12 protein-coding genes and 1 riboswitch are annotated in these 13643 nt (G+C 72.6%); of the genes, 4 read left to right on the plus strand and 8 right to left on the minus strand.

Features of this window, described 5'->3' with window-relative positions:
- Positions 1 to 10 precede the first annotated feature (10 nt).
- The gene (locus ABT170_RS00620; RefSeq protein WP_329943361.1) at positions 11 to 1264 is read right to left on the minus strand and encodes a cytochrome P450; all 1254 of its coding nucleotides are present in this window, start codon (positions 1262 to 1264) and stop codon (positions 11 to 13) included.
- A 352-nt stretch (positions 1265 to 1616) separates the two neighbouring features.
- On the opposite strand from ABT170_RS00620, the gene ABT170_RS00625 reads away from it, so the two are divergent.
- Complete coding sequence (locus ABT170_RS00625; RefSeq protein WP_329943360.1) at positions 1617 to 2795, plus strand: steroid 3-ketoacyl-CoA thiolase; 1179 nt, start codon at positions 1617 to 1619, stop codon at positions 2793 to 2795.
- 175 nt (positions 2796 to 2970) lie between these two features.
- Here the strand turns inward: ABT170_RS00625 and ABT170_RS00630 are convergent, their stop codons facing one another.
- The 7 genes from ABT170_RS00630 to ABT170_RS00660 form a co-directional block, all read right to left on the minus strand.
- Positions 2971 to 3408, minus strand: coding sequence for an aggregation-promoting factor C-terminal-like domain-containing protein (locus ABT170_RS00630; RefSeq protein WP_329943359.1), 438 nt, complete (start codon positions 3406 to 3408; stop codon positions 2971 to 2973).
- 399 nt (positions 3409 to 3807) lie between these two features.
- Positions 3808 to 4653, minus strand: coding sequence for an ECF transporter S component (locus ABT170_RS00635; protein ID WP_329943358.1), 846 nt, complete (start codon positions 4651 to 4653; stop codon positions 3808 to 3810).
- Positions 4650 to 6512: an ABC transporter ATP-binding protein gene (locus ABT170_RS00640; protein WP_351863220.1), complete on the minus strand. Its 1863-nt coding sequence runs from the start codon at positions 6510 to 6512 to the stop codon at positions 4650 to 4652. Before ABT170_RS00640 ends, ABT170_RS00635 begins: the two co-directional genes overlap by 4 nt.
- A complete protein-coding gene (locus tag ABT170_RS00645; protein WP_351863221.1) occupies positions 6509 to 7654 on the minus strand; it encodes an energy-coupling factor transporter transmembrane component T in 1146 nt (381 codons plus the stop codon). Before ABT170_RS00645 ends, ABT170_RS00640 begins: the two co-directional genes overlap by 4 nt.
- On the minus strand, positions 7651 to 8355 hold the full coding sequence (locus ABT170_RS00650) for an SCO2322 family protein (RefSeq protein WP_502970451.1): 705 nt from the start codon (positions 8353 to 8355) through the stop codon (positions 7651 to 7653). Before ABT170_RS00650 ends, ABT170_RS00645 begins: the two co-directional genes overlap by 4 nt.
- Complete coding sequence (locus ABT170_RS00655) at positions 8352 to 9608, minus strand: SCO2321 family membrane protein (protein ID WP_329943355.1); 1257 nt, start codon at positions 9606 to 9608, stop codon at positions 8352 to 8354. Before ABT170_RS00655 ends, ABT170_RS00650 begins: the two co-directional genes overlap by 4 nt.
- Before the next feature lie 125 nt (positions 9609 to 9733).
- Positions 9734 to 9806: riboswitch (cobalamin riboswitch) on the minus strand.
- Positions 9807 to 9933: 127 nt separating this feature from the next.
- Positions 9934 to 10971, minus strand: a complete 1038-nt coding sequence (locus tag ABT170_RS00660) for a Strvi_7410 family MBL fold metallo-hydrolase (RefSeq protein WP_329943354.1) — start codon at positions 10969 to 10971, stop codon at positions 9934 to 9936.
- 307 nt (positions 10972 to 11278) lie between these two features.
- Between ABT170_RS00660 and ABT170_RS00665 the strand changes: the two genes are divergently transcribed.
- From ABT170_RS00665 to ABT170_RS00675, 3 genes are all read left to right on the plus strand, one after another.
- Positions 11279 to 12739 carry an aldehyde dehydrogenase gene (locus ABT170_RS00665; protein ID WP_329943353.1) on the plus strand — a complete coding sequence of 487 codons (1461 nt, stop codon included), beginning with the start codon at positions 11279 to 11281 and terminating at the stop codon, positions 12737 to 12739.
- A complete protein-coding gene (locus tag ABT170_RS00670; protein WP_329943352.1) occupies positions 12739 to 12972 on the plus strand; it encodes a ferredoxin in 234 nt (77 codons plus the stop codon). Before ABT170_RS00665 ends, ABT170_RS00670 begins: the two co-directional genes overlap by 1 nt.
- A 132-nt stretch (positions 12973 to 13104) precedes the next feature.
- Positions 13105 to 13620, plus strand: coding sequence for a hypothetical protein (locus ABT170_RS00675; protein ID WP_329943351.1), 516 nt, complete (start codon positions 13105 to 13107; stop codon positions 13618 to 13620).
- The last annotated feature ends 23 nt before the right edge of the window (positions 13621 to 13643 follow it).

Genomic DNA, 13643 nt, shown 5'->3' on the forward strand with positions numbered 1-13643 from the left:
CCGGATGGCGTCAGCCGGCGGACACGGTGCTGACCTGGAGTTGCTTGATGCCGTTGAGCCAGGCGGAACGCAGCCGCCGCGGTTCCTCCAGCAGCCGCAGGCCGGGCAGCACGTCCGCGATGGCGTTGAAGATCAGGTTGATCTCCATCACGGCCAGGGACTTGCCGAGGCAGAAGTGCGGACCGCCGCCGCCGAAGCCGAGGTGCGGATTGGGGTCGCGGGTGATGTCGAACGTCTCCGGGTTCGCGAAGACCTCCGGGTCGTTGTTGGCGGAGGAGTAGAACAGCCCGACCCGGTCCCCCTTCTTGATCCGCTGCCCGCCCAGCTCCAGGTCCTGGGTGGCGGTCCGCTGGAAGGAGACCACGGGGGTGGCCCAGCGGACGATCTCCTCGGCCGTCGTGTCCGGGCGCTCGTTCTTGTAGAGCTCCCACTGGTCGGGGTGGGTCAGGAAGGCGTGCATGCCGTGGCTGATGGCGTTGCGGGTGGTCTCGTTGCCGGCCACCGCGAGCAGGATCACGAAGAAGCCGAACTCGTCGGAGGAGAGGTTGCCCGTGCCCTCCGCCGCGACCAGCTGGGAGACGATGTCCTTGGCCGGACACTCCTTGCGGGCCGCCGCCAGGTTCATCGCGTAACTGACGATCTCCATGGCCGCCTCGGTGCCGACCTCTTCGGTGATCGCGTACTCCGGATCGTCGTACGCCGCCATCTTGTTGGACCAGTCGAAGATCTTGGACCGGTCCTCCTGGGGCACGCCGATGAGTTCGGCGATGGCCTGGAGCGGGAGTTCCACGGCGATGTTGGTGACGAAGTCGAAGGAGCCGTCGTCGTCCGCGGAGGCGAGGGCCGTCTCGACGATGGAGCGGGCCCGGCTGCGCAGCGCCTGCTCCAGGGACCGTACGGCGCGGGGGGTGAAGCCGCGCTGGACGATCTGGCGGACCCGGGTGTGCTCCGGCGGGTCCATGTTCAGCATGATCAGCTTCTGGACCTCGATCTGGTCACGGCTGATCGTCTCGTTGAAGCGGATGACCGCGGTGTTGGTGCTGGAGGAGAACAGTTCCGGGTGGGTGGAGACGTACTTGACGTCCGCGTGGCGGGTGACGGCCCAGTAGCCCTCGTCGTCGAAGCCGGAGATTCCGGCGGGCTGGGTGCACCACCAGACGGGCGCGGTCTGCCGCATCCGGGCGAACTCCGGGTGGGGAACCCGGGCCTGGAGCAGGTCCGGATCGGTGAAGTCGAAACCATCGGGCAGATGGGGGCAGCGCATGGGCACCTCTCCACTCCAGATCTGGCAGCGAACTGTCTGACGACCCATCAGAAGTTGCCCGAAAGGTAGTAACGAGTTCTACAAGTGGCAAGGGGCTTGGCCGGATCTGTTTCCTCCGACGGTCCGGAGGGGTGCGGCCGGGGGCGTGACCGGGGGCGCGGAGGAGTTGTGACGGGGTTGTGCGGCGAGCGGGGCGTGCGTGAGGTGCGTGCGGCGTACGCGAAAGGTGCGTGCGCGCCCCTTGCGTACCGGGGGTAAGCGTCATAAGACTGCTTGCATAACTAGAACGCGTACTAGTTCCTTCCGTGGGTGCCGGGACGCCCCAGCGGAAGTGCGAGGAGAGGACGAGCTCATGGCCGCGGAACCCGTCATCGTCGAAGCCGTACGCACCCCCATCGGCAAGCGCCAGGGGGCGCTCGCCAATCTGCATCCCGCCTATCTGCTGGGCGAGACCTACCGAGAACTCCTCGGCCGCACCGGCATTCAGGCCGACTGCGTCGAACAGATCGTCGGCGGCACGGTCACCCATGCCGGTGAGCAGTCCATGAATCCGGCCCGCAACGCCTGGCTGGCCGTGGGGTTCCCGTACGAGACCGCCGCCACCACGGTGGACTGTCAGTGCGGTTCCTCGCAGCAGGCCTCCCACATGGTCGCGAACATGGTCGCGGCCGGAGTGATCGATGTCGGCATCAGCTGCGGTGTGGAGGCGATGTCGCGCGTACCGCTGGGCAGTGGCTCCAAGCACGGCCCGGGAAAGCCGTGGCCGGACGAGTGGAACATCGACCTGCCCAACCAGTTCGAGGCCGCCGAGCGCATCGCCCGCAAGCGCGGCCTGACCCGGGAGAAGGTCGACGCGCTCGGGCTGCTCTCGCAGGAACGGGCCGCAGCCGCCTGGGCCGAGGAGCGCTTCAAACGCGAGACGTACGCGGTCCAGGTGCCGACCACCGAGGAGGAGCAGGCGGCCGGTCAGGGCATGTGGCGGCTGGTCGACCGTGACGAAGGGCTGCGGGACACCACGCTGGAGGGGCTCGGCGGGCTCAAGGCGGTCATGCCGACCGCCATCCACACGGCGGGCAACTCCTCGCAGATCTCGGACGGGGCCTGCGCCATCATGTGGGCCTCCAAGCGGATGGCGCGGGCCCTCAAGCTCAAGCCGCGGGCCCGGATCGTCGCACAGGCGCTGGTCGGTTCCGACCCGCACTTCCATCTCGACGGACCCATCGACGCGACCCGCGCGGTGCTGGGCAAGGCGGGGATGTCGCTCAAGGACATCGACCTGGTCGAGATCAACGAGGCGTTCGCCTCGGTGGTGCTGAGCTGGGCGCAGGAGTTCGACCGGGACCTCGACGGGCTGGAGAAGGTCAACGTCAACGGGGGAGCGATAGCCCTCGGCCACCCGGTCGGCGCCACCGGGGCCCGGCTGATCACCACGGCCCTGCACGAACTGGAACGCCGGGACAAGGAGTTCGCCCTGATCACGATGTGCGCGGGCGGCGCGCTGGCGACGGGCACGATCATCCAGCGGCTGTAGACGCGGGGCGCCGGCCGAGGGGCGCGTCCGGGCGGGGCGCCTGTGCGCGGGGGTCCCTCGCGCGGGGCCCTGCTCGCGGATGCCGGCGGGAACGCCGAAGTCCCCGGCCGGAATCCGGTCGGGGACTTCACGCGTCGTTCCGCCGCGTGCGTCACGCGGGGGTGCGGCAGTCGGCTCAGTACCAGCCGTTGGACTGCCAGAAGTTCCAGGCGCCGCACGGGCTGCCGTAACGGTCCTCCATGTAGTCCACGCCCCACTTGATCTGGGTCTTGGGGTTGGTCTGCCAGTCGGCGCCGGCCGAGGCCATCTTGGAGCCGGGGAGGGCCTGGACCAGGCCGTAGGCGCCGGAGGAGGCGTTGGAGGCGTTCACGTCCCAGCCGCTCTCGTGCTCCACGATCTTGTGGAAGCACTGGTACTGGGAGTTGTCGCCGATCATCTGCTTCGCCGTGGCCTGCGCGCTCGTGGCGGACGTCGGGGCGGCGGCCGGAGCGGCCATCGCCGGGGAGACGCCCAGGGCCAGGCCGGTGGCGCCCAGCAGTACGGCGGCACCGCCGACGGCGGCCTTGCGGCGGGCGGTGCGGGGCTGGCTGAGGATGTTGCGGGCGAACGACACGGGAGACCTAACGTCGGGGACGGGGGGAGTCGCGGCCGGCCGGGACCGGATGGCGGCCGACGACCGTACGGCGGCCGTGGGCCGGAATCCGTGGGCCGGAGTCCGGGGGCGGGAATCCGTGGACCGGAGTCCATGACCGGCGCTTCGCACCCTGCGAACCTCGGTCCGGCGGGCGGACCCTGTGGTGCTCGGCGACGGGATCCATGGTTAGCGGCGCCGTCCGGCCGGTGCAACGGCCCCCGGTACGACCTCGCCTCGCAGCACGGGACCAAGGTCCCGTATCGGCATGAAACGCATCAGGCCAGGTCGTTACCGGTGTGATGGGTGCGATGCGGGTGAAGGGTGGCGTTCAGGATCTACTGCCCCCGGTAGTGGAGGACCAAGGTCCTGTGGGGTCCTTCACCCCTTCGGGGCCTCGAATGTGACCTGGGCCTCGAAGGCGGCACGGCGGGTGGCCCGGCGCAGCGCCCTCAGCAGAGTGGGCCCGACCACGAGCGTCAGGGCCACCGTGAGCACGGCCCGGCCCAGGTCCCAGCCGAGCGAGGTCGCCGTGCAGTACGCGAGGAAGCGGACCAGGTTCTCGGACAGCGGGTCGCCCGCGTCGAACGAGATGCCCGAGCCCAGCCCCGTCACGATCGTCCAGCCGTACAGGTTCATCACCGTGCCGTACCCGAACGCCGCCACGCACCCGTAGGCCGACAGCATCAGCAGCTCCGCCCGGCCGCGCAGCCGGTCAGGGCCCGGCAGCAGCCCCGCGCCCATCGTGAACCAGCTCATCGACAGCATCTGGAACGGCATCCACGGGCCCACCCCGCCCGTGAGCAGCGCGGACGCGAACATGGTCACCGCGCCGAGCACGAAGCCGAAGCCCGGCCCCAGCACCCGGCCGCTGAGCACCATCAGGAAGAACATCGGCTCCAGGCCCGCCGTCCCCGCCCCCAGCGGCCGCAGCGCGGCACCGACCGCGGCCAGCACCCCCAGCATCGCGACCGCCTTGGCGTCCAGGCCGGAGTCGGCGATCATCGCCACGACCACCCCGACGAGCAGCGGAAGCAGCGCCCCGAACAGCCACGGCGCGTCCTGCGAGTGCGCGACGCCGAACTCCTCGTCGGCGAGCAGCGGCCAGCCGAAGGCGCCCACACCGATCGCGCTGATCAGGACGAGCGCGGCGACCGCCCGGGGGCCGAGCCGCACCGGCCGTGTCCGGTGGCCGGTCGGAGCGGATCCGTTCGTCGCGCCCGTCATGCGGTGCCCTCCAGCGCCCTGCGTACCTGTGTCACGGTCAGCCACTCCTGCGGGGCCAGCACCTTCGCGGTCTGCGGGGCGAACGCGGGCGAGGAGACCACCACCTGCGCGGTCGGGCCGTCCGCTACGACCTCCCCGTCCGCGAGGATCACCACCCGGTCGGCCAGCTCCGCCGCCAGCTCCACGTCATGGGTCGCCAGGACGATGGCGTGTCCCCCGGCGGCCAGGCCGCGGAGCACACCGACGAGCCGTGCCTTGGCCGCGTAGTCCAGGCCGCGGGTCGGCTCGTCCAGGAGCAGGAGCGGGGGACGCGCGGTGAGGACGACCGCCAGGGCCAGCGCGAGCCGCTGGCCCTCGGAGAGGTCACGGGGATGGGTGCCGTCCGGTACACCGGGCAGCAGCTCCGAGACGAGGGACCGGCAACTGCCCGCCGGGGCGCCCGCGTCGACGTCGGCGGCGGCGCACTCGGCGGCCACCGTGTCCGCGTACAGCAGGTCGCGCGGTTCCTGCGGGACCAGCCCGACCCGGCGCACCATCTCGCGCGGATCCGTACGGGACGGTGCCAGGCCGCCGACGAGGACGGTTCCCGAGGTGGGTTCGATCATGCCGACGAGCGTGGCGAGCAGGGTGGACTTCCCCGCGCCGTTGCGGCCCATCAGCGCCACCGTCCCGCCGGGGGCCAGCGCGAGCGACACCCGGCGCAGCGCCTCGACCCTGCCCCGCCGGACCCCCAGGCCCTCGACCCGGCTCACCGGGTCGGCGACGGCGCCCTGTGCGGCGGCGGGACCCCTGCGGCCCAGCAGCCGGGCGAGGGGCCCGCGCCGTACGGGACCGGGGAGCGGTGGCGCCGCGGACGGCGTGGGGGACGTGGGCGCAGCGAGAGAAGTGGGGGACTTCGGTGACGTGCGGGACAGGTCGGGGGGTCCGTCCGCACCGGCATCGGCCCTGCCGTGCGCCCCACCATCGGCCCTGCCGTGCGCCTCCGCGTCCGCCCCACCGGCCGGGGCGGCCTGCGTACCGCACCCGCCCGCCGGCGGCTCCATCGACGCCAGCCGGTCCCGCAGTCCCGCCGCCCGTCGCCGGGCATCGCGCACCGACAGCGGCAGCGGGTCCCAGCCGGCCAGCAGCCCCAGTTCGGCCACCGGCGGGCGGACGGGCGACACCGTCATGATGTCGGCGGGCGCACCCATCACCGGTGCGGCGCCCGGGGACGGCAGCAGCAGGACCTGGTCCGCGTACTGCACCACCCGCTCCAGCCGGTGCTCGGCCATCAGAACCGTCGTACCCAGGTCGTGCACCAGCCGCTGGAGCACGGCCAGCACCTCCTCGGCCGCCGCCGGGTCCAGCGCGGACGTCGGCTCGTCCAGCACCAGCACCTTCGGGTGCGGAGTGAGCACCGAGCCGATCGCGACCCGCTGCTGCTGGCCGCCCGACAGCGTGGCGATCGGCCGGTCGCGCAGCTCCGCCAGGCCCAGCAGGTCGAGCGTCTCCTCGACCCGGCGCCGCATCACCCCGGGTGCCAGGCCCAGCGACTCCATCCCGTACGCCAGCTCGTCCTCGACGGTGTCGGTGACGAAGTGGGCCAACGGGTCCTGGCCCACGGTGCCGACCAGATCGGCGAGTTCACGGGGCTTGTGCGTACGGGTGTCCCGGCCGCCGACCGTGACCCGGCCGCTGAGCACCCCGCCGGTGAAGTGCGGCACGAGCCCGGACACGGTGCCCAGCAGGGTCGACTTGCCGACCCCGGACGGGCCGACGAGCAGCACCAACTCGCCCTCGGGCACGGTGAGATCGACCCCGGACAGGACGGGTGAACCCACGCCCTCGTACCGTACGGAAACCTGCTCGAACCTGATCACGCCTGCTCCTTGGAGCCGTTGGGGGACGGCGGTACCGGCGCGACCAGCGCGGGCAGCAGCCCGATCAGCACCGCGGCGGCGGGCCACAGCGGCAGCACCGGGGCGACCAGGGGGACGACCCCGGGGTGCAGCGCGTCCGGGTCGACGCCGCTCGCCCGGATCATCGCGACGGCGACCGCCGCGCCCGAGCCCGCCACCAGCCAGGCCCGCGCCCCCCACCGGTCCGGGCGGTAGCGGGTCCGTACCGAACGGCGCCCGCCGAGCCGCAGCCCCGCCATCGCCGCGACCAGCCCGATGAGCAGCAACGGCATCCCGTACACCGCCCCTTGCGAGGCCAGCAGCCCGTATGTGCCCGCGCACACCCCCAGCAGACCGCCGAGGGTGAGGACATTCGTGGTGTGCCGGACGGCGGGCGGCACCTGGGCGCTGCGCCCGTAGCCGCGCGCGTCCATCGACGCGGCCAGCGCGACCGAACGCTCCAGCGCGCCCTCCAGCACCGGCAGCCCGATCTGCGCGACGGCCCTGATGCCCCCGGTCGGGCGGCCCCGCAGCCGTCGCGCGGTGCGCAGCCGCACCACGTCGGCCACCATGTTCGGCGCGAAGGTCATCGCGACGACCACGGCGACCCCGGCCTCGTACAGCGCGCCCGGCAGTGACTTCAGCAGCCGGGCCGGGTTGGCCAGTGAGTTCGCCGCGCCGACACAGATCAGCAGGGTCGCCAGTTTGGCCCCGTCGTACAGCGCGAAGACCAGCTGCTCGGCGGTGACCCGGCCGCCGATCCTGACGCCCTGCGCCCAGTCGGGCAACGGCACCTCGGGCAGCGTGAACACGGTGTGCGTGCCCGGGACCGGCGAACCGAGGAACGCCGAGAACAGCAGCCGCACCCCGACGACGAACAGCCCGATCTTGATGAACGCCCCGTACGAACGGGCCCACGGCGCGTCCGTGCGGCGGGCCGCCACCACATAGCCCGCCACGCCGACGAGCAGCCCGAGCAGCAGCGGGTTGGTGGTCCGCGAGGCCGCCGTGGCCAGCCCCAGCGCCCACAGCCACCACGCCCCGGCGGGCAGCGCGTTGCCGCGGTCGGCCTCGGGCGCACGCAGGGAGCGGTGGAGCCGGGCCAGGCCGGTGGAGCGGGTCATCGGCGGCGGCGGGCCCGGAACACGGCGGCGATCCCGAGCAGCAGTACGGCACCGATGCCGACGAGCAGACCGGCCGAAGGGCCGCCGTCCCCGCCGTCCCCTTCCCCGGCGTCGGACGAGGCGGGCGACGAGGCCGCGGGCGACTTCTCGCCGCCGTCGCCCGACACCTCGTCCCCGCAGCCCGCCGCCGGGTAGCCGGAGATCGCGCAGAGCAGCGCGTCACTGCTGTACCGCAGCGGCTTCGCCACCGAGGCGAGCGCCTCCGCGCTGGAGGCGTCCGGTCCGACCTGGGCACACGCGGTGCGCAGGGCGGGCGGGGTCTCGCCGCCCGGGGCGTCCGCCGCCGTACCGGGGTCGATCACGAGCGCGACCCGCTTGCGGCCGTCCTCGGCGGGCGTGCCCGCACAGATCGCCCCGAAATCGGGGGCCCGGCGCGGCTGGGCCGCGTCCTTGGAGTCCTGGCTCACGGCGAACCGGAAGCCCTGCACCGTGCCGTCGTCCGGGCGGACCAGCGAGGGCCCCTGGGTGGCGTACTCCCAGTTCTTGCCGTTGCCCTCCCAGAACGACCAGTAGCGGTAGCCCGCCGCGTGCGCGGTCCCGGCACCGAGCAGCGTCGAGGCGGCGGCGACCGCGAGCAGCAGCGCGACACTCAGCGCGGTGCTCCGTATCCGGTGCGGTGCCGGGCCTCCCGTAGGCCTCACAGCTTCGGGGTCTTCCGGCGCATGCTGATCAGGAAACCGATGCCCACACCGAAGACGAGGCCGATGCCGATCAGCCACCCGACGCTGAGGGCGCCGTCGTCGCTGCTGGTGTTGCCCTTCGGCTGCTGACCGCTCGCGGTCGGCGAGGGGGCGGCGGTGGCGGCGGGCGCCGGGCCGGTCGCGTTGAGCTGCTTGACCAGGTCGACACCGCCGAAGTCACGGGCGGCGGTGCCGGTCGCGTGCGCGGCGAAGATCAGCTGGGCGGTGGCGGCGGGCCCGCCCTGCTTCGCCCAGCCCTTCGCGTTCTTCTCCAGCCACCGCACCGACCCGGCCGCCTTGTCCTTGTGGCCGGAGGCGGCCAGCGCGACGACCGCGTCCGCCGTGTTGCCGAAGTCGGGCTGCGGGGAGGCGTCCTCGGCGCCCGGCATCGGCGGCAGGTCCAGATGGGGCGACGCGGCGAGGACGCCCGCGAGGTAGTGGGCGCCGTTCTGCGCCGCCTGCTCGGGGGTGAGGTCGGTGCCCTTCTGGCAGACGGGGTCCTTCACCGCGTTGGAGTTCCCGGCCGCCATGCCCTTGCCCATCGCGCCGAGCACCGCGGCGGCGGTGGCGTCCGCGTTGGCGGTGAGTCGGCCGTCCTTGTCGGGCTGGTAGGCGAACGCGCCGCCGTCCTTGCCGCCGCACGGGATGGCGAAGCTCCGGAGCGCGGTGTAGGGGGTGAGGCCCCCGGCCGTGGTGACGTCGGCCAGCGGTGTGCCCGCCCGGGAGAGGGCGCCGATCACGATGGCGGTGGAGTTGGCGTCGCTCGGGCTGCCCGCGTTGTACCCCCAGCCGCCGTCCTCGTTCTGGACCGACCGCAGCCAGCTGGCCCCGTTGTCGACGGCCTCGCGGTGCACGTTCAGCTCGACGAGCGCCTGCATGGCGGCGGCGGTCGCGTTGGTGTCCATCACGGTCGACGCGTCGCACGGCTCGGCGGCGTCCCGGTAGGCGGGGAAGGCGCCGCTGTCGCACTGCTGGCCCACCAGCCACTCCACCGACTGCGTGGCGGGCGTGACGTACTCGATCTTCTGGGCGAGCAGGGCCAGCGACTGCCGCCAGACCCCGTCGTACGTCGGGTCCCCGGTGCCGTACAGGCCCGGCGGCAGCTCGGCCCGCGCGGACGGTGAAGGGCTCGGTGCGGCGACCGCGGCGGGGGCGGCGGCTGCCAGGAGTACGGCGGTGGTCGCGAGCGCGCAGACGCTGCGTCGTACGTTCATGGCTGGCTGGGCCTCTCCTGAGAGGGCCGGGCACGGGCACACCGAGGCACCGGGCTCCGGCCCCGTATTCCTCGACGGTGCCGGCCACCGGGGTCCCGGTGGCACGAGCCGGTCACGCTCCGCCAGGGTGGTCCGGCTCACCGCCGGTGAAGCGGCTCACGGTTGCGCGGTCAGCGCCGGATTCGCACCGGCTTCCCCCTGTACGGGCATGATGACGACCTGCTCACTCTACCGGGGCGCGCGGGGCCCGCTCCCAGGCACGGCCGGAGGGCTCCGTCACACGGGGGCGTCCCGCGCCGCGAAGCGCCTCGGACCACGAAGCGCCTCAGACCGCGATGTACGTCACCGGCTCGCTGCCCGCCACCGCCTCCGCGCGCCCCAGCTTCACCAGGCGGCGCAGATGGGACTCGGCCTCGGAGACGGCGATGGACCGGGAGGCGGGCGGGATCAGCGCCCAGGGCCGGTTCCACTCCATCCGTTCGGCCAGCTGCCACGGGGTGAGGGGCACGGCGAGCAGCGCCAGCAGTCCCGTCAGCCGCTCCTCGTGGTGGTCCAGCAGTTCCCTCACACGGCCCGCGGCGTCCGTGAACGCGTACTGGTGCGCGGGCAGCACCTCGGCGACCCCGAGCCGGCCGATCCGTTCCAGTGAGTCGAGGTAGTCGCCGAGCGGGTCGGTGACCGTGGTGTCGTCCGGGTCCTCGTACAGCCCGATGTGCGGGCTGATCCCGGGCAGCAGATGATCCCCGGAGAACAGCCGCCCCCGGCCGGGCAGCCCCGCCGGGTGGTCCTCCTCCAGATGGAGGCAGACATGGCCGGGGGTGTGCCCGGGGGTCCAGATCGCCCGCAGCCGACGTCCCGCGAGGTCCAGCAGCTCGCCCGGCACGATCTCCCGGTCCGGCAGGGCGGCGCGCAGTCCGGGCACGGCGCGTGTCCGGCCGTGGGCGCGGGCGGCGCGCAACGGGGCGAGGTGCTCCTCGGGGGCGCCGACCGCGGCGAGCTTCTCCGTGAGGTACGCCAGCCAGGTCCCCGGTTCCGAGGCGCGGGTGCGGCGCACGATCGCGGTGTCCGCCGCGTGCATCGCGATCCAGGCCCCGGACGCCTCGCGGACCTGACCGGACAGGCCGTGGTGGTCCGGGTGGTGGTGGGTGATGACGACACCGTGGATGTCGGTGACGGCGACGCCGAGCGCGGCGAGCCCCGCGACGAGGGTGTCCCAGGCCTCCGGGTCGTCCCAGCCGGTGTCGACGAGGACCGGCCCCCGGCCGGTGTCGACGAGATGGACGAGCGTGTGACCCAGGGGATTGTCCGGGATCGGGACCTTGATGCTGTGAACGCCTCCGCCGTGGTCGGTCACCTGCGTCATGGGCTCCCCATCTCTGTGCGGAACTGAGCGGAACTGGGCTGAACTCAGGCGGACCTGAGCGGAACTCGGGCGGATCCGAGCGGAACTCAAGCGGATCCGAGCGGGGCCGAGCGGTCGTCCGCCGGAAACGACTCCTGCGGCTCCGTGATCCCCGGCGTGCGCCGGGCCCACTGTAACGAGAACTTGTTCCAGCCGTGGACTCCTGGAACGGTAGCTGGTATCAGTTCTGACACCTAGTCAGATGCGCGTTCCGGATGTATTCGCCGGGTGCGCAGTCGGGTAGTGCCGGTCGCGGGAGGCAGCAGCCATGACGGAGTTCGTGGAGCACGGAAAACTGTTCATCGGCGGGGAGTTGACCGAACCGCTCGGCAGCGGCGTCATCGAGGTGATCTCCCCGCACACCGAACAGGTCATCGGCCGTGTCCCGCACGCCTGCGAGGCCGATGTGGACCGCGCCGTCAGCGCCGCCCGCCGGGCCTTCGACGAGGGACCCTGGCCCCGGATGACCGTGGACGAGCGGATCGAGGTGATCACCCGGATCAAGGACGCCTTCGCCGTGCGCCACGAGGAGTTCGCCCGCCTCATCAGCGCGCAGAACGGCACCCCGTACAGCTCCAGTGTCATGGTCCAGGCGCTCGCCGCGATGATGGTCTGGGACTCGGCCATCACGGTCGCGCGTTCCTTCCCGTACGAGGAACGGCGCGACGGGGTGCTCGGCCCGCTGCTCGTCCGCCGGGAACCGGTCGGCGTCGTCGCGGCGGTCGTGCCGTGGAACGTCCCGCAGTTCACCGCTGCCGCCAAACTCGCCCCCGCCCTGCTCGCGGGCTGCTCCGCCGTGCTCAAGGTCTCGCCCGAAACCCCGCTGGACGCCTATCTGCTGGCCGAGATCGCCGCCGAGGCCGGGCTGCCGGAGGGCGTCCTGTCGATCCTGCCCGCGGACCGCGAGGTCAGCGAGTACCTGGTCGGACACCCGGGCATCGACAAGGTCTCCTTCACCGGGTCGGTCGCCGCCGGACGCCGCGTCATGGAGGTCGCCTCCCGCAATCTGACCCGCGTCACCCTGGAACTGGGCGGCAAGTCCGCCGCCGTGATCCTCCCGGACGCGGATCTGGACGCCGCCGTCGCGGGCATCGTCCCCTTCGCCTGGATGATCAACGGCCAGGCGTGCGTGGCCCAGACCCGTATCCTCGCCCCGCGCTCCCGGTACGAGGAGATCGCCGAGGCGTTCGCCGCCGCCGCCGGAGCGCTCAGGATCGGCGACCCGCTCGACCCGGCGACCGAACTCGGCCCGCTGGTCGCGCGGCGCCAGCAGCAGCGTTCGCTCGACTACATCCGCGTCGGCCAGGAGGAGGGCGCCAAGATCCTGACCGGCGGCAGCCGCCCGGCCTCCCAGGAACGCGGCTGGTACGTCGAACCGACCCTGTTCGGCGACGTCGACAACTCCATGCGCATCGCCCGCGAGGAGATCTTCGGACCGGTCATCTGCCTGCTCCCGTACGGGGACGAGGACGAGGCGGTACGGATCGCCGACGACTCCGAGTACGGGCTCAGCGGCAGCGTCTGGACCGCCGACACCGAACGCGGCATCGACATCGCCCGCCGGGTCAGGACGGGTACGTACAGCGTGAACACCTTCAGCCTCGACATGCTCGGCCCGTTCGGCGGTTACAAGAACTCCGGCATGGGACGGGAGTTCGGACCCGAGGGGTACGGCGAGTACTTCGAGCACAAGATGATCCACCTGCCGGCCGGATACCAGGGGGCGTGATGGGAGACCGCTGGCACGTGGAGGTCGACCGGAGCGTCTGCATCGGCTCCGGCATGTGCGTCAACCACGCCCCGGACGGTTTCCGGCTGGACTCCGCCCGCCAGTCCCACCCCGCCGACCCGTCGAGCGACGCCAACGAGAGGATCCTGGCGGCGGCGGAGGGCTGCCCCGTCGAGGCCATCACCCTGACGCTGCTCGGCTCGGGCGAGGTGGTGTTCCCGCCGGAGGACTGAGGGCCGTTCCGCGGGCCGGGTCCGCGATGCCCGGCCGGTAGGGGCTTCCCGCCAGGTCAGAGCCGTGCGAAACTCCGGAAAAGATCGCACGGGCGCCCGCCCGGAGGCGAACGACCGGGCGGGGAAGCACCTGTGCGTACGACAAGAGCGGTGGCGCTGGCCGCCGTGGTGAGCGCGACACTGATCGGCACTGCGGGCTGCGGCCTGGTGGACCAGGACACCCGGAGCGCGCCGAAACCGCCTCCGACGCCCACCACGCCGTTCACCAAGGAGGCGGTGGCCAACGAGGTCGGCGCGGCGGCCGACGCCTCGGGGCTGCCGCCGGGCGACGACTCCACCGCCGGAATGCCCGAGGGGGAGTGGCAGTCCTGCGTGGCGCCCTGGATGGCCGACGCCCCCGAGGCGGACGCGGCCGACGCCTTCGCGGCGACCGTCAAGACCTTGCGGAAGCAGGGCTGGAAGCTCACCACGAGCCGCGCCGAACAGGACGTCACCTTCCGGACCCTCACCAAGCGGGGCTGGAAGGTGTACGCCCGCCACTACGCGATGGACGGCTTCGGCGCCGAACAGCCCGTGTCGCTCACGGCGGTGAAGGACGGCTGCGAGCTGCCCGAGGAGATCAAGGGCGACTTCCAGGACACCCTCTGACCCGGTGACCCGGTGACCCGGTG

It is taken from the genome of Streptomyces sp. NPDC001787 (assembly GCF_040297465.1).
GTDB lineage: Bacteria > Actinomycetota > Actinomycetes > Streptomycetales > Streptomycetaceae > Streptomyces.